The sequence below is a fragment of the Embleya sp. L77 genome, from assembly GCF_055557415.1.
Genome location: NZ_CM145709.1, coordinates 208,566 through 224,391, shown reverse-complemented (window position 1 = coordinate 224,391; position 15,826 = coordinate 208,566). Strand labels below are relative to the sequence as shown.

Here is a 15,826-nt window from a genome sequence, read left to right as displayed (position 1 = left end):
CATGAACGGGAGGTCGACGTGCGGTTGACGCGAGTGCCGGGATTGCTGTTCGGGGGTGACTACAACCCCGAGCAGTGGCCGGAGGAGGTCTGGGCGGAGGACGCCAAGCTGATGGCCGAGGCCGGCGTGAACATGGCGACCGTCGCGGTCTTCTCCTGGTCACGCCTGGAACCCCGGCCCGGGGAGTACGACTTCGGCTGGCTGGACCGGGTGCTCGACCTGCTGCACGAGCACGGCATCGCCGCCGACCTGGCCACCGCGACCGCGACCCCGCCGCCGTGGCTGGTCCGCGAGCACCCCGACGCGTTGCCGGTCGACGCGAACGGGACCCGGCTCGAATTCGGCTCCCGCCAGGGCTACTGTCCGAGTTCGCCGATCTTCCGCGCGGCCACCGTCCGGCTGGCCCGGGCGATGGCGGAGCGCTACGCCGAGCACCCCGCCCTGGCGATGTGGCACATCGGCAACGAGTACGCGGACCACACGCTCGAATGCTTCTGTGCCGAGTCCGCCCGGCACTTCCGGCGTTGGCTGAGCGAGCGATACGAGCACATCGACGGCCTCAACGACGCCTGGGGCACCTCCTGTTGGGGCCAGCACTACACCGACTTCGAGCAGATCGCCCCGCCGCGCAAGGCACCGGGCCCGATCAACCCGGCCCAGGTGCTGGACTGGCGGCGGTTCTGCTCGGACGCGCTCCTGGAGTGCTTCGAGGCGGAGAAGAGCGTGCTGCGCGAGGTCACCCCGGACATCCCGGTGACCACGAACTTCATGAGCATCCTGCACGGCCTGGACTACTGGAAGTGGGCCGGCGCCGAGGACATCGTCAGCGACGACGCCTACCCCGACCCGGCCGACCCCACCTCGCACGTGGGCATCGCGGTCAGCTACGACCTGATGCGCTCGCTCAAGCGGCGCCCGTGGCTGCTGCTGGAACAGGCCCCGAGCGCGGTGAGCTGGCGTGAGGTCAACGTGCCCAAGCCGCCCGGCAAGATGCGCCTGGACAGCCTCCAGGCACTCGCGCACGGCGCCGACGGGGTGATGTTCTTCCAGTGGCGTCAGGCCCGGTACGGACCGGAGAAGTTCCACTCCGCCCTCCTGCCGCACGGTGGTGTGCAAACCCGCGGATGGCAGGACACGCTACGCCTGGGCGGCGACCTGCAAAAGCTCGCCGAGATCGCCGGCACGCACACCGCCGCGGACGTCGCGCTGCTCCTGGACTGGTCCTCGTGGTGGGGCCTGGAGGCCCCCGAGTCGATGCCGTCCAAGCGGCTGGAGCTCAAGCGACTCCTGAACGCCTGGTACGCGCCGCTGCACGCCCGCGGGATCACCGTGGACCTGGCCCCGCCGGACCGCGACCTGTCCGGGTACCGCGTGGTCATCGCCCCCAACCTCTACCTGTGCACCGACGAACAGGCCGAGAACCTGCGGGCGTTCGGCGGCGAACTGATCGTCGGCCCGTTCAGCGGCGTGGTCGACTCGGCCGACCGGGTACACCCCGGCGGCGCACCCGGTCCGCTGCGCGACCTGCTCGGCCTGAGCGTCGACGAGTTCTGGCCGCTGGCCGACGGAGTGGGCCAGAGCGTGCGGTACGCCGACGGCACCCCGGGCACCGCGACCCGGTGGGCCGAGTGGCTGCGGCCCGAGGGCGCCACGCCGATCGCCGACTACGAGGGCGGCGACCTGGCCGGACAACCCGCGATCACCCGGCTCGGCCGGGCCACCTACGTGGGCTGCGCCCTCGACGACGTCACCCCGATCCTGACCGACGTACTGACCCGCGCCGGCGTGCGCCCCGTCGCGGACGTACCGCCCGCCGTCGAGGCGTGCCTGCGGACCGGGCCCGACGCCGACTACCTGTTCCTGCTCAATCACGGCACGACCACCGCGGCACTGACCCTGCGCGCCCCCGGCACGGACCTGCTGACCGGGCGCGACCTGCACGGCTCGATCGAGATCGGGCCCAGGGACGCCGTGGTGCTGCGCACCGCTCACGAGGGAGAGAAGTGACCCACCCCTACATACCCAATGCCGAGCCGGCCGTCCGGGCCGAGATGCTGGCCGCGATCGGGGTCGAGTCCGTCGAGGACTTCTACACCGACATCCCCGCCGCGCTGCGCCTGAACCGGCCGCTCGACCTGCCCGCGCCGATGGCCTCGGAAACCGAACTGGTCCGGCACATGCGCGGGTTGCTCGGACGCAACACCGACACCACCGAGGTGCTCAGCTTCCTCGGCGGCGGCTGCTACCCGCACCACGTGCCCGCGGTGTGCGACGAGATCAACTCGCGCGGCGAGTTCCTCACCGCCTACGCGGGCGAACCGTACGAGGACCACGGCCGCTTCCAGGCGCTCTTCGAGTACGTCAGCATGATGGGCGAACTCCTGGAGCTGGACGTCGTCAACGTCCCCACCTACGACGGCTTCCAGGCTTCGGGCACCGCGCTGCGGATGGCCGCGCGCTACACCGGCCGGTCCAAGGTGCTGGTCACCGCCGCGATCGGCGCGGACAAGCTGAGCAAGCTGCACGACTTCCTCGCGCCCGACATCGAGATCGTCATGATCCCGGTCGCCGAGAACGGCGAGGCCGGCGCCTTCACCGTCGACGACACCGTCGCCGCGGTCTACCTGGAGAGCCCCAACCTCTACGGCGTGGTCGAGGCCCGGACCGCCGAGATCGCCGAACTCGCGCACGCCGAAGGCGCGTTGCTCGTGGTCAGCGCGGACCCGATCTCGCTCGGCGTGCTCGCCCCGCCCGCCACGCTCGGCGCGGACATCGTCTGCGGCGACATCCAGTCGCTGGGCATGCACCAGAACTACGGCGGCGGTCACGCCGGTTACATCGCCACCCGCGACGAACCGCGCCTGGTCGCCGAGTTCCCCTCGCGTCTGTTCGGCATCGCGCCGACCGCGGTGCCGGGCGAATACGGCTTCGGCGACGTCTTCTACGACCGCACCTCCTTCGCGCAGCGCGAGGAGGGCAAGGAATGGGTGGGCACCGCCGCCTCGCTGTGGGGCATCACGGCCGGCGTCTACCTCGCGCTGATGGGCCCGGAGGGCATGCGCGAACTGGGCGAGACGATCCTGGCCCGGACCCGCTACGCGATGGACGAACTCGCCGCGGTCCCCGGAGTACGGGTGCGGCACGCCGCCGCCGTGCACTTCCGCGAGTTCGCGATCGAGGTGGCCGACACCGACGCGCTGCTCACCGCGCTGCGCGCACACGGCATCTACGCCGGCATCGCGCTGGATGCCACAACGCTGCTGGTCTGTGTGACCGAGCGGCACACCAAGGACGACATCGACACGCTGGTGCGAGCGGTACGAGAGGTGCAGGGCTGATGGGTGCCGTCGGAGAATCCTTCGCGAAGTTGCCGATCGAGGCCAAGCCGCCGCTGCGCCGGTTCCACCAGGCGCGCTGGGACGAGCCGATCATCTTCGATCTCTCCAGCCCCGGCCGGCGCGGCATCGGGGTGCCCGAGGCGGGCGTGCCCGCCGTCGAACTGCCCGCCGGGATACGGCGCGAGACGCCGCCCGCACTGCCGCAGATGTCCCAACTGCACGTGCTCCGGCACTACATGCGGCTGTCCCAGCAGACCGTGGGTGTCGACCTCGGCATCGCCGTCGGTCAGGGCACCTGCACGATGAAGTACAGCCCCAAGATCAACGACCGGTTCGTCAGCGACCCGAAGATCGCCGAACTGCACCCGGCACAGCCCGAGGACAGTGTGCAGGGCGTGCTGGCGATCTACTGGCAGCTGGAGCAGATGCTCAAGGAGATCTCCGGCCTGGACCGGGTCAGCCTGCAACCGGGCTCCGGTTCGGCGGCGATCTACGCCAACGTCGCGATGATCCGCGCCTACCACGCCTCCCGGGGCGAGGGCGAGCAGCGCGACCAGGTGATCACCACGATGTTCTCGCACCCCACGAACGCGGCCTCCCCCAAGACCGCCGGGTACGAGGTGATCACGTTGATGCCGGACGCCGACGGCTACCCGGACATCGAGGCGCTGCGCGCGGCCGTGGGCCCGCGTACCGCCGCGCTGATGATCACCAACCCGGAGGACACCGGGATCTACAACCCCCGGATCGCCGAGTTCGTCGAACTCGTGCACGGGGTCGGCGGGTTGGCCTGCTACGACCAGGCCAACGCGAACGGCATCCTGGGCATCACCCGGGCCGCCGACGCCGGGTTCGATCTGTGCCACTTCAACCTGCACAAGACCTTCTCCACGCCGCACGCGTCCGGCGGTCCGGCCGCGGGTGCCTGCGGCGTCGCGGAGAAGCTGGTGCCGTTCATGCCCGGCCCGACCGTCGAGTTCGACGGCGAGCGCTACTTCCTGGACTCCGACCGGCCGCAGTCGATCGGCAAGAACCGGCCCTACCTGGGGGTCACCCAGAACGTGGTGCGCGCCTACGCGTGGATCATGGCGCTGGGGGCCGAGGGCCTGCGGCAGGTGGCCGAGACGGCGGTGCTGAACAACAACTACCTGATGCACAAGGTGTTGCAGATCCCGGGCGCCTCCGCCCACTGGGACAAGCGCCGGCTGGAGCAGGTCCGCTACTCGTGGCAGGGCCTGTACGAGGACACCGGCGTGCACTCGGAGGAGATCGGCGTGCGCGCGGCCGACTTCGGGGTGCACTACTGGACCAGCCATCACCCGTACCTGGTGCCCGAGCCGTTCACCCTGGAGCCGACCGAGTCGTACTCCAAGGAGGACCTGGACGAGTACGCCGCGATCCTGGCGCACGTCGCGGACGAGGCCCGCAGCGAACCGGAGTTCGTCAAGGGCGCGCCCTACAACCAGACCGTGCACAAGATCGACCCGACCTGCCTGGACGACCCGGAGCAGTGGGCGATGACCTGGCGGGCGTACGTCCGCAAGCACCTGTCGTGAGAGTCGGCCTGATCGTCAACCCGGTGGCCGGCCTCGGCGGCGCGGCCGGGCTCAAGGGCAGCGACGGCGCCGACGTGCAGCGCGAGGCGCTCGCCCGCGGCGCGACCGCCCGGGCGGGGGAGCGCGCGGCGGTGGCCGTGCGCGCGCTCCTGGCCGCCCGCCCGGACGCCGTCGTGGTCACCGTGCCCGGCGCGATGGGCGAGAACTCCGTACGCGCCGCCGGCGCGGTGCCCGAGCTGGTGGCGTGCGCACCGGGGGAGCCGTCCTCGTCCGCCGACACCCGGGCGGGCGTCCGGGCGTTGGCGGCGGTGGACCTGCTGTTGTTCGCGGGCGGCGACGGCACCGCGCGGGACGTGCTCGACGCCGGGCCGACCGCGCCGGTGCTCGGCATTCCGGCGGGCGTCAAGGTCTACTCCGGCTGCTTCGCGGTCGGCCCGGCGGCGGCCGGCCACGCCGCCGCCGAGTTCGCCGGGGACACCGCCGAGGCCGAGGTGGTGGACCTGGACGAACAGGCCTACCGCGAGGGTAGGGTCAGCCCCCGGCTCTACGGCACGCTGACCGTGCCCGCGGCCCGGGTACGGCTGTCCGGCCGCAAGACCGGCTCCTCGGGCGCCGCGCCGGAGACCGTCGAGGGCATCGCCCGCGAAGTGGTCGCCCGGATGCGCCCGGGCGTGCGCTACATCCTGGGCCCGGGCACCACCACGCGCGCGGTGGGCCGCGCGCTGGGCGCCGAGTCCACGCTGCTCGGCGTGGACGTGATCGCCGACGGCGTGCCGATCGGGGTCGACCTGAGCGAGCGCGCGCTGCTCGACCTGGTGGACGGGCACGAGACGGATGCCGTGGTGTCGGTGATCGGCGGCCAGGGCTTCGTGCTCGGTCGCGGCAACCAGCAGATCAGCCCGTCGGTGCTGGCCCGCGTGCACGGCCTGACCGTGCTCGCCACCCGCACCAAGCTGGCCGCGCTCGGCGGCCGGCCGCTGTTGGCGGACACCGGGGACCCGGCCACGGACGCGCGGTTGAGCGGTTTCGTCAAGGTGATCACGGGCTACCGCGAGAGCGTCCCCTATCGAATTGTTCCTGCGAGTGAGGAGTGCACCGGATGAACGGGATGACTGGATCCCTGCACGGCAAGGTCGCCATCGTCACCGGCGGCGGCTCGGGCATCGGCCGGGCCACCGCGCTGATGTTCGCCGCGGAGGGCGCGGACGTGGTGATCGCCGACATCGACGCGGCGGCCGCGACCCGCACCGCGGAGGAGATCACCGCGCAGGGCGCCCGGGCGGTCGGGGTCAAGGCGGACGTGTCCGCCGAGGCGGACTGCGTGTCCGTGGTGTCCACGGCGGTGCAGACCTTCGGCGGGCTGCACGTGCTCTTCAACAACGCGGGCATCATCCGGCGCGCGGACGCGATCGGCACCACGGTCGACGAGTGGGACCGGGTGATGGCGGTCAACGTGCGCTCGGTCTTCCTGATGTGCAAGCACGCCGTCCCCGCGATGAGCGACGGCGGCTCCATCGTCAACACCGGTTCCGGCTGGGGCCTCAAGGGCGGCGGCAACGCGATCTCCTATTGTGCATCCAAGGCCGCCGTGGTCAACATGACCCGCGCCCTGGCGATCGACCACGCGGCGGCGGGCATCCGGGTCAACTCGGTCAACCCCGGTGACACGGACACCCCGATGTTGCGCGAGGAGGCCCGGCAGTTGGCGGAGGACTGGACGGCCTTCGCAGCCGACGCGGCGGACCGTCCGATGGGCCGGTCCGGCACGCCCGACGAGATCGCCCGCGCGGTGTTGTTCCTGGCCTCCGACGCGGCCAGCTACATCACCGGCACCGCCCTCGTCGTAGACGGCGGCGGCCTCGCCTAGTGCCGTGCCCGGCAACGTTCACCCCGTCGCGGCGCCCGGCACGGCACCTCGCCGCCCCGCCGAAACGTCCGAGTACTCCAGTACGAGAACGTTCCGGCGGCACGCCGATGCACCGCACCGAACACCGCGACGGGGCAAACGTTGCCGGGCACGGCACTGGTCATCCCGGCCCCGTTCCCGTCGTCGCCATCGGCGACGGGCCCGGGACCGGTCCCAGCACGCGTACGTCCCGCACACATCCCCCCGGAGGCACAACGTGTCATTTTCCCGCGCAGCGAAGACCGTCGCCGTGCTGGCCGCCGGTGCCGCACTCGCCGCAACCACCGGTTGCGGCGGGAGCAGCGGCTCCGGCTCCGGCTCCGGCAAGACCACCGTCACCTGGTCGACCTGGGGCAACCCGGAAGAGCTCGCCCGCTTCAAGGACTTCGAGAAGGACTTCGGCAAGCGCCACCCCGACATCAAGCTGAAGCTCCAGGCGGTCCCCTCCTACAGCGACTACCACTCCAAGCTGCTCACCCAGCTCTCCTCCAAGACCGCACCCGACGTGTTCTACGTCGGTGACGACTTCATCGGGAAGTTCGTCTCCGCCGGGGTGGTCTCGCCGCTCAACGACAAGATGGCGGCCCCGGACAGCAAGGCCAAGCCGGAGGACTTCTTCGACGGCCTGTACGGCGGCGCCAAGAAGGACGGGCAGATCTACGGCATACCCAACGACGCCAACCCCGAGGTGCTCTGGTACGACAAGCAGGCGCTCAAGGACGCCGGCATCACCGAGGACCCGGCCGCGCTGAACGCCCAGGGCAAGTGGACGATGGCCACCTACCTGGAGATGAACCGCAAGCTCAAGGCCGCGGACAAGGCCGGCTCGATCTTCTACAACTGGTACGGCTCGACCTACAGCATGATCAACGGCTTCGGCGGCAAGGTCTACGACGGCGGCAAGTTCGTCGGCAACACCGACCCCAAGTCGCGCGAGGCATTGAAGACCCTGGCCGACGGCTACCAGAACGGGACCTTCCTGGTCGCCGACAACCTGCCCGAGGGCAACGGCTCGGACGTGCAGTTCATCAAGCACAAGGCGGGCTTCTCCGCGGGCGGCCGCTGGATGATCGACACCGTGAAGAAGGGACAGCAGGACAACTACGACATCGTGCCGTTCCCGTCCCAGACCGGCCAGTTGATGCCGCAGACGGTGGGCACCTCCTTCCTGGCGCTGAACAAGAACGCCAAGAACGCACAGGCCGCCTGGACGTTCCTGTCCGAGTTCGTCTCCAAGGACGGCCAGACCGTGCGCCTGAAGGGCGGCGGCAACGCGGTCCCCTCGGTCAAGGGCGCGGACAGCGTGGTGATGGAGGGCTACCCCGCGCACGCGCAGACCTTCGTCGACGCCCGTGACGGCGGCTTCGCCAACTACCCGGAGGAGGCCGGCGTCCCGGAGCTGACCGCGAGCATCAACGACCTGCTGATGAAGTTGTGGACCGGCAAGATCGGCTTCGACCAGGCGATGAACGACCTCGGCTCGCTCGTCTCCGCCAAACTGCACTGACCGGGGGCCGCCGTGACCACGTCCACGCTCAGCCGCACCACCGACGCACGGCGCCCGGCCACCGAAACGCCCGACAGCCGCCGGTCCCTTCGGGGCCGGCGGCGCCGGGAACGGTGGTGGGCCGCCCTCTTCCTCGGGCCGCAACTGGCCGCTCTGCTCGCCTTCACGTTGGGACCGCTGGGCTTCGCGGTCGTGCTGGCCTTCATGAAGTGGGACGGCCTGGGCGAGAAGTCCTGGGTCGGCCTGGACAACTTCCAGACCCAGCTGTCCGATCCCACCTTCCGTGACGCGGTGCTGAACACGCTGACCCTGGGCCTGATCACGGTGCCGGTGGGTCTGGCGCTGGCCCTGCTGATCGCCATGGCGCTGAACAACGTGCGCGGCAAGACCATCTACCGGGTGATCTACTTCCTGCCGGTGGTGACCAGTTCGGTGGCCGTCGCGGTGATCTGGCAGATGTTGCTGGCCAGTGGTGACCTGGGGATGCTCAACAACACCGTGCACGACTGGTTCGGCATCACCCTGCCGGACTGGCTCAACGACCCGGACTGGGTGATGGTGGCGATCGCGGCGGTGACCATCTGGTCCTCGCTGGGCCTGAACGTGGTGATCTTCCTGGCCGGCCTCCAGTCGATCCCGGCGCACCTGACCGAGGTGGCCCGGATCGACGGCGCGGGACCGGTGCGCATCTTCCGGCACGTCACGCTGCCGCTGTTGTCCCCGACCATCTTCTTCTCCTTCGTGGTCGCGGTGATCAGCTCGTTCCAGGCGTTCGACCAGATCTACGTGCTGGTCGACCCGGACCACAACGAGGGCGCCCGCACGATCGTCTACCAGGTCTACGACCTGGGCTTCAAGAAGTTCGAATTCGGCGCCAGCAGCGCCGCCGCCCTGCTCCTGACGCTGATGACGATCGTGGTGACCGTGGCCCAGTTCGGCATGCAGAAGCGCTTCGTCCACTACGAGTCGTAAGAGAGGATGGTCGTGATGGTCACTGCCATCCGCCGACGTTTCGGCACCGTCGCACTGCACACCCTGCTCATCGTGGGTGGGCTGCTGATGACGTTCCCGTTCGTGTGGATGCTGCTCACCGCGTTCAAGAGCGAGGGGCAGATGATCCAGGATCCGCTGGCCTGGCTGCCGGACCCCTGGCACGCGAGCAACTTCCCCGACGCCTTCGACGCGATGCCCTTCGGCCGCGCCTACTGGAACAGTTTCTACATCGCGGTGATCACGGTCGTGGCGACCCTGCTCACCGCCTCGATGGCGGCCTACGCCTTCACCCGGATCGAATTCCCGTTCTCCCGCTCGCTGTTCGTGGTCTTCCTGCTCACCCAGATGGTGCCCACCCAGGTCACCCTGGTGCCGCTGTACGTGATGTTGTCGAAGCTCGGCTGGATCGACACCCACCTGGCGCTGATCCTGCCCGCCATCGCCAACCCGTTCGCGGTGTTCATGATGCGGCAGTTCATCCGAGCGGTGCCGATCGAACTGGAGGAGGCCGCCCGGCTGGACGGTGCGAACCGCTGGACGATCTTCACCCGGATCGTGCTGCCCAACATCAAGCCGGGCATGGCCGCGCTGGGCATCATCGTGTTCCTGGGCAGCTGGAACAGCTTCATCTACCCACTGATCTTCCTCAACTCCGAGGACAAATTCACCGTTCCGATGCTGCTCGCCTCGTTCAAGGGCCAGCACGGCGGTCTGGACTACGGCATGCTCCTGGCCGCCTCGACGATCTCCGTGGTGCCGATGCTGATCGCGTTCGTGATCGGGCAGCGGAAGATCATCAGCAGCATGGCGGCATCCGGCATGGGAGGACGCTGAGATGACCGCGCACGACCGCACCCCACTCGACGCGGTGACGTTGGATCTGCGCGAACGGCCTTTCACCGACCGGGGTTCGCGGCTTCTGGTCCTGGCGCAGGAGGACGGCGACCTGTGGGTCGCCCGGTCCGAGTACGAGACCCGGCTCACCGACACGACCGTGCTCACCGGGTTGCGGATCGAGTCGGCCGGCGGCGACCCGCTGCCGATCCGGGCCGCGCACCCGGACCGGATCTCCTTCGCGGGCGGCGTACACCTGGCCTTCGCCGATCCGGACACCCTGGTGCTGGTCGGCGCCGGTGGCCGGGCCCGGTGGACGGCCGCGGACGGCACCGCCAACGAGGCCGTGATCGAGGGCTGCCGGGTCCTGGTCGGCGAGGCCGCCCCGGCGGACGGGCCGACCGTGCTCGCCGCGGCCCGGGCGCGCTGGAGCGCCTGGTTCGACCGGATGCCGACCGTGCGTGCGGACCTGTACGAACGGGCCGCGATGGCGTGGTGGACGCTCGGGGTGAACCTGCTGCCGATCGGCTTCGCGGGCGGTCGTGAGGGCCTGGTCCCGTCCCGGTTCGGCTACGTCGGCGTGTGGAACTGGGACTCCTACTTCCACGCCATCGCCCTGCGACACGGCGACCCCGAACTGGCCCGAGACCAGATCCGGATCCTGCTCGCGCACCAGCGGCCCGACGGGCTGATCCCCGATGTCGTGCACGACGAGGGGGTGTTGGCGGAGACCGGCGATCTGCCGCGCTCGGACCGGGCCCGGCTGGCCGAGCACGTCGGCCAGGCGCTGGGCGAGGAAGCGGCACCGACCGCCGCGGCCGGCGAGATGGTACCGGTGACCAAGCCGCCGCTGACCGCGTGGGCGGTCTGGAAGATCCATCGGGCCGCCCCCGACCTCGCCTTCCTGGCCGAGGTCTACGAGCCGATCGCCCGCTCCCAGGAGTGGTGGCTGACCCACTCCGACCCGGACGGCGACGGACTGGCGGAATACCTGCACCCGTACTCCAGCGGGCTGGACGACAGCCCGGTCTGGGACTACGGCCCGCGCGCCGAGCCGCCGGACCTGAACGCCTACCTCGCGCTCCAGTTCGACGTGCTGGGCGACATCGCCGAGGCGCTGGGCCGGATCGAGGACGCCGCGACATGGCGGGAGCGGGCCGCCGCGCACACCGAACTCCTGGTGGCCCGGCGGTGGGACGGCAAACGTTTCACCACCGTGTCGGCGGGCCGCGTGGTCTCGGTCCGCACGCCGCTGGAACTGCTGCCGCTGCTCACCGGACGACTGCCGCGCGAGATCGCCGACCGGCTGGTCGAGGACCTGCGCTCGCCCAGCTTCTGGGGCGAACGCCCGGTGCCCACCGTGGCGTTCGACGATCCGACCTTCGATCCCGACGCGATGTGGCGTGGGCCGGTCTGGCTCAACGTCAACTATCTGCTGATCGAGGGCCTGCGTCGATCCGGATACCCGGATGTGGCCGACGAGTTGACCGAACGCACGGTGCGGATGGTGGCCGAGGGCGGCGGGCTGTACGAGTACTGGAACCCGCTCACCGGCGGCCGGGCCGGGCGCGCGACGACCGGATTCGGTTGGTCCAGCGCGCTGTTCGTGGACCTGGCCAGGAGTTGAGCACCGCCCGCCGGCGCCGGATCCGGCGCCGGCGGGCGGCTTGTGCGGCTCAGCGGGTGCCGAGCACGTCGGCCAGGTCGTAGCGGGCCGGTTCGGCGAGTTGTTCGTAGGTGCACTCGGCCGGATCCTTGTCGGTACGCCACCGACGAAACCGGGTCGTGTGCCGGAACCGATCGCCCTGGACGTGGTCGTAGGCCACCTCGCAGACCGACTCCGGCCGCAGCGGCACCCAGTCCGACAGCCTGCCACCCGACCAGCGGGTGACCGCACCGGGCAGCCGGTCGGCCTCGTGCGCCTCGGCCTCGGCCCAGTGCGCCCACGGGTGCCCGGTCGGATCCGCCATCCGGTAGGGCGCCAACTCCCGGACCAGTTCGGCCCGTCGGGCCGCGGTGAACGCCGCGCTGACACCCACGTGTTGCAGCCGACCCCGGTCGTCGTACAGACCCAGCAGCAGCGAGCCCACCACCGGGCCCGACTTGTGCTCGCGGTAGCCCGCGACCACGCAGTCCGCAGTGCGTTCGTGCTTGACCTTGACCATCGCCCGCTCGTCCGGCAGATACGGCCCGGCCGGGTTCTTGGCCACGATGCCGTCCAGACCGGCGCCCTCGAACCGGTCGAACCAATCCTGTGCCCGTGCCACGTCGGTGGTGGCGGGCGCCAGGTGGATGGGCGCCGTCACCTCGGCCAGTGCCCGCTCCAGCGCGGCACGGCGCTCGGTCAGCGGGCGGGACAGATACGACTCGTCGTCCAGGGCCAGCAGGTCGAACGCGACGAACGACGCCGGGGTGGTCTCGGCCAGGTGCCGCACCCGCGAGGCCGCCGGGTGGATCCGGTCCTGGAGCCGATCGAAGTCGAGCCGGCCGTCGCGGGCGATGACCAGTTCGCCGTCCAATACGCAGCGCGGCGGGAGCAGCCGCGACACCGCGTCCACCACATCCGGGAAGTAACGATCCAACGGCTTGGTGTTACGGCTGCCGATCAGCACCTCGTCGCCGTCCCGGAAGACGATGGCCCGGAACCCGTCCCATTTGGCCTCGTAGTGCAGGCCGGCGGGAATCCGCGCAGCCGCCTTGGCGAGCATCGGCTTGACCGGGGGCATCACGGGAAGGCGCATGCGCCTCAGTGTGCGCGGGCGCCGTACCGGTCGCCTCCGCAGCGGCCGAACGGCGGTATGCCATCGGGACGAAGTCGGGCAAATCTGCCTACCCTGAGGGATGAGCGCTGCCGAGGAATTCGAGGTCGACGGCAGGTCCGTCCGGGTGAGCAATGTCGACAAGGTCTACTACCCCGCACGCGGCTTCACCAAGGGTGACGTGGTCCGCTATCTGATCGCGGTCGGCGGAGGAATGCTGCGCGGCCTGCGCGATCGACCCACCACGCTGCAACGTTTCCCGGACGGCGTGGACGGCGAGTCGTTCTTCCAGAAGCGGGTGCCCAAGTCCCTGCCGGAATGGATTCCCACCGCCCGGATCACCTTCCCCAGCGGCCGGCACGCGGACGAGATGGCCCCGGACAGCGTGGCCGCACTGGTCTGGGCGGGCAACCTGGGTTGCCTGACCTTCCACCCCTGGCCGGTCCGGCGCAGCGCCACCGAACACCCCGACGAACTGCGCATCGACCTCGACCCGCAGCCGGGCACCGACTTCGCCGACGCGGTCCGCGCCGCACACGCGATGCGCGAGGTACTGGCCGACTACGGCCTGACCGCCTGGCCGAAGACCTCCGGCGGACGCGGCCTGCACCTGTACGTGCCGGTCCGGCCCGAGTGGGAGTTCACCGAGGTGCGGCGCGCGGTGATCGCGCTGGCCCGCGAGCTGGAGGCGCGCATGCCCGATCGGGTGACCACCGCGTGGTGGAAGGAGGAGCGCGGCGAACGCATCTTCGTCGACTACAACCAGATGGCCCGGGACCGCACCATCGCCGCCGCCTACTCGCCGCGTCCCACCGCGCGTGCGACCGTCTCGGCGCCGTTGACCTGGGACGAGGTGGACGACGCGCACCCCGACGACTTCGACCTCGCCACCATGCCCGAGCGCTACGCGCGGCTCGGCGACGTGCACGCGGACATGCCGGAGCACGCCTTCGACCTGCGCCGGGTGTTCGAACTGGCCGAGCGGCAGGCCCGCGACCACGGCGCGGGCGACCTGCCCTACCCGCCGGACCACCCGAAAATGCCCGGCGAGCCACCCCGGGTGCAACCCAGCCGCGCCCGCGAGCACTGAACCGGAAACAGGAATCACGACAAACGGCGACAGCAACGGCAACCGCGATCCGACGACAACTGCAACGGCAACGGCAACGCCACCAGGAAGCCACCAGGAAACCACCAGGAAAAGAGCCCCTCATGTGTCTGTCGCTTCTTGCCCCCGCCTCGCTCCACAGCCCCGTGTCGATCCGCAATCCGCTGTCGAGACGCACCCGATCGTCCGTACGCAAGGACGTGGGCCTGCTCGCCCTGCGGATCGGCACCGGCGGCGTGCTGTTCGCGCACGGCGCGCAGAAGTTGTTCGGCTGGTTCGGCGGGCACGGCGTGGCCGGCACCGGCTCGGCGATGGAGCAGATGGGCTTTCGGCCCGGTCGGCAGAGCGCGATCGCGGCCGGTCTCGGCGAGGCCGGCGGCGGGGTGCTCCTCGCGCTCGGCCTGGCCACCCCCGCGGCAGGTGCGGCGGCGGCCGGCGCGATGGCGGGCGCGGTGGCGGTGCACGCGCCGGCCGGCTTCTTCGCCCAGTCGGGCGGCTTCGAATACCCGGCGTTCCTCGGCTTCGTCGCGGCCGGGCTCGGCCTCGCGGGTCCCGGGCGGTTCTCGGTGGACCACATGACCTGCCACGTCCTCGACCGCCCGTGGGTGGTCGGCCTCGCGTTCACCGGCAGCGCCGCCGCGGCCGCCGCCGTGATCGGCCGGCGCCGGGCCGCGGCCCGGGACGAGGCGGACGCCTCGACCGAGTAGGGATCAGCGGGAGGCGCCGGCCCAGTCGAGCAGTCGGTCGACGGGCCACGTGGTGATCACCCGGTCGGCCGGTACGTCGCACTGTCGGGCCCGGGCACAGCCGTAGCCCTGCCAGTCGAGTTGGCCGGGGGCGTGCGCGTCGGTGTCGATGGTGAAGTACGCGCCCGCGGCGAGCGCCAGGCGGAGCAGCCGGGACGGTGGATCCCGGCGCTCCGGACGGCAGTTGATCTCCACGGCGGTGTGCGACTCGGCGCACGCGGCGAACACCGCGTCGGCGTCGAACGCGGACTCCGGGCGCTGCTTGCCCCGGATCAGTCGACCGGTGCAGTGGCCCAGCACGTTCACCCGCGGATTGCGCACGGCGGCCAGCAGTCGGCGGGTCATGGCCGGCTCCTCCATCCGCAACTTGGAGTGCACCGAGGCGACCACGACGTCCAGGCGGTCGAGGAGGTCCGGGTCCTGGTCCAGCGAGCCGTCGTCGAGGATGTCGCACTCGATGCCGGTCAACAGCCGGAACGGGGCCAACTCGCCGGCGAGTTCGGCCACCACGTCCAGCTGCGCGCGGAGCCGCTCGGCGGTCAGTCCGCGGGCCACGGTCAAGCGCGGCGAGTGGTCGGTGAGGACGACCCACTCGTGCCCCAGGTCCCGCGCGGTGCGGGCCATCAGGTCGATCGGGCTGCCTCCGTCGGACCAGTCGGAATGCATGTGGCAATCGCCGCGCTGGGCCGCGAGCAGCGCCGCGCCGTCGGTGGGCACGGGCGACGGGCGGGATTCCAGGTCGGCCAGATAACCCGGTACCCGGCCGGCGTGTGCCTGCTCGACGACGTCCGCCGTCTTGGGCCCGATCCCCTTCAGTTCGCCGAGCGTGTGCTGCTCGACCCGGCGGCGCAGGTCGTCGGGGGCCAGCCCGGCCACCACGGCGGACGCGGTGCGGAAGGCCTTGACCCGATAGGTGGGCGCCTGGTCGCGTTCGAGCAGGAACGCGATGCGATCCAGTGCGGCCACGGGGTCGGGGGCGGGCGGGGGAGCGGACGCGGGTCGTGGAGCCATGGGGGGACTGTGGCCGCACCGGGCGAAGGTAAACCGCGCGGGTGAGCCGATCGGCGCCCATGCGGAGG

Annotated in this window: 13 protein-coding genes; 11 read left to right on the top strand and 2 right to left on the bottom strand. The window is 70.9% G+C overall.

Translation table 11 applies throughout. From position 1 onward, the window contains the following. Positions 1-18: 18 nt before the first annotated feature. The 9 genes from ACZOOI_RS00910 (at position 19) to ACZOOI_RS00870 (ending at position 11,761) form a co-directional block, all read left to right on the top strand. On the top strand, positions 19-2,007 hold the full coding sequence (locus ACZOOI_RS00910; protein ID WP_465278911.1) for a beta-galactosidase: 1,989 nt from the start codon (positions 19-21) through the stop codon (positions 2,005-2,007). Then, positions 2,004-3,338 carry an aminomethyl-transferring glycine dehydrogenase subunit GcvPA gene (gene gcvPA / locus ACZOOI_RS00905; protein ID WP_465278910.1) on the top strand — a complete coding sequence of 445 codons (1,335 nt, stop codon included), beginning with the start codon at positions 2,004-2,006 and terminating at the stop codon, positions 3,336-3,338. The genes ACZOOI_RS00910 and gcvPA overlap by 4 nt, the downstream gene beginning before the upstream one ends. Further along, complete coding sequence (gcvPB, locus tag ACZOOI_RS00900; protein ID WP_465278909.1) at positions 3,338-4,894, top strand: aminomethyl-transferring glycine dehydrogenase subunit GcvPB; 1,557 nt, start codon at positions 3,338-3,340, stop codon at positions 4,892-4,894. Before gcvPA ends, gcvPB begins: the two co-directional genes overlap by 1 nt. After that, positions 4,891-5,997: an ATP-NAD kinase family protein gene (locus ACZOOI_RS00895; RefSeq protein ID WP_465278908.1), complete on the top strand. Its 1,107-nt coding sequence runs from the start codon at positions 4,891-4,893 to the stop codon at positions 5,995-5,997. Before gcvPB ends, ACZOOI_RS00895 begins: the two co-directional genes overlap by 4 nt. Next, positions 5,994-6,761 carry an SDR family NAD(P)-dependent oxidoreductase gene (locus tag ACZOOI_RS00890; protein WP_391588289.1) on the top strand — a complete coding sequence of 256 codons (768 nt, stop codon included), beginning with the start codon at positions 5,994-5,996 and terminating at the stop codon, positions 6,759-6,761. The genes ACZOOI_RS00895 and ACZOOI_RS00890 overlap by 4 nt, the downstream gene beginning before the upstream one ends. A 256-nt stretch (positions 6,762-7,017) precedes the next feature. Beyond that, positions 7,018-8,307 (top strand): ABC transporter substrate-binding protein, encoded by a 1,290-nt coding sequence (locus ACZOOI_RS00885; RefSeq protein ID WP_396009729.1) that lies wholly within the window; start codon positions 7,018-7,020, stop codon positions 8,305-8,307. Between the two features lie 12 nt (positions 8,308-8,319). After that, complete coding sequence (locus ACZOOI_RS00880; RefSeq protein ID WP_391588291.1) at positions 8,320-9,279, top strand: carbohydrate ABC transporter permease; 960 nt, start codon at positions 8,320-8,322, stop codon at positions 9,277-9,279. Between the two features lie 15 nt (positions 9,280-9,294). Further along, positions 9,295-10,134 (top strand): carbohydrate ABC transporter permease, encoded by an 840-nt coding sequence (locus ACZOOI_RS00875; RefSeq protein ID WP_465278907.1) that lies wholly within the window; start codon positions 9,295-9,297, stop codon positions 10,132-10,134. A 1-nt stretch (position 10,135) separates the two neighbouring features. After that, positions 10,136-11,761, top strand: coding sequence for an amylo-alpha-1,6-glucosidase (locus ACZOOI_RS00870; RefSeq protein WP_465278906.1), 1,626 nt, complete (start codon positions 10,136-10,138; stop codon positions 11,759-11,761). Between the two features lie 49 nt (positions 11,762-11,810). On the opposite strand, the gene ACZOOI_RS00865 is transcribed toward ACZOOI_RS00870, so the two are convergent. Next, the gene (locus ACZOOI_RS00865; RefSeq protein ID WP_465278905.1) at positions 11,811-12,875 is read right to left on the bottom strand and encodes an ATP-dependent DNA ligase; all 1,065 of its coding nucleotides are present in this window, start codon (positions 12,873-12,875) and stop codon (positions 11,811-11,813) included. 100 nt (positions 12,876-12,975) lie between these two features. Here ACZOOI_RS00865 and ligD point away from each other — a divergent pair, with 100 nt between their 5' ends. After that, positions 12,976-13,983 (top strand): non-homologous end-joining DNA ligase, encoded by a 1,008-nt coding sequence (gene ligD, locus ACZOOI_RS00860; protein ID WP_465278904.1) that lies wholly within the window; start codon positions 12,976-12,978, stop codon positions 13,981-13,983. A 122-nt stretch (positions 13,984-14,105) separates the two neighbouring features. Beyond that, positions 14,106-14,708 carry a DoxX family protein gene (locus ACZOOI_RS00855; RefSeq protein WP_465278903.1) on the top strand — a complete coding sequence of 201 codons (603 nt, stop codon included), beginning with the start codon at positions 14,106-14,108 and terminating at the stop codon, positions 14,706-14,708. A 3-nt stretch (positions 14,709-14,711) separates the two neighbouring features. On the opposite strand, the gene ACZOOI_RS00850 is transcribed toward ACZOOI_RS00855, so the two are convergent. Then, positions 14,712-15,758, bottom strand: a complete 1,047-nt coding sequence (locus ACZOOI_RS00850; protein WP_465278902.1) for a PHP domain-containing protein — start codon at positions 15,756-15,758, stop codon at positions 14,712-14,714. Positions 15,759-15,826 lie beyond the last annotated feature (68 nt).

Bases quoted from the DNA above. Each gene is read 5' to 3' on its own strand.
- gcvPB (WP_465278909.1), top strand. From the start codon at position 3,338: ATGGGTGCCGTCGGAGAATCCTTCGCGAAGTTGCCGATCGAGGCCAAG.
- ACZOOI_RS00890 (WP_391588289.1), top strand. From the start codon at position 5,994: ATGAACGGGATGACTGGATCCCTGCACGGCAAGGTCGCCATCGTCACC.
- ACZOOI_RS00875 (WP_465278907.1), top strand. From the start codon at position 9,295: ATGGTCACTGCCATCCGCCGACGTTTCGGCACCGTCGCACTGCACACC.
- ACZOOI_RS00870 (WP_465278906.1), top strand. From the start codon at position 10,136: ATGACCGCGCACGACCGCACCCCACTCGACGCGGTGACGTTGGATCTG.
- ACZOOI_RS00865 (WP_465278905.1), bottom strand. From the start codon at position 12,875: ATGCGCCTTCCCGTGATGCCCCCGGTCAAGCCGATGCTCGCCAAGGCG.
- ligD (WP_465278904.1), top strand. From the start codon at position 12,976: ATGAGCGCTGCCGAGGAATTCGAGGTCGACGGCAGGTCCGTCCGGGTG.
- ACZOOI_RS00855 (WP_465278903.1), top strand. From the start codon at position 14,106: ATGTGTCTGTCGCTTCTTGCCCCCGCCTCGCTCCACAGCCCCGTGTCG.
- ACZOOI_RS00850 (WP_465278902.1), bottom strand. From the start codon at position 15,758: ATGGCTCCACGACCCGCGTCCGCTCCCCCGCCCGCCCCCGACCCCGTG.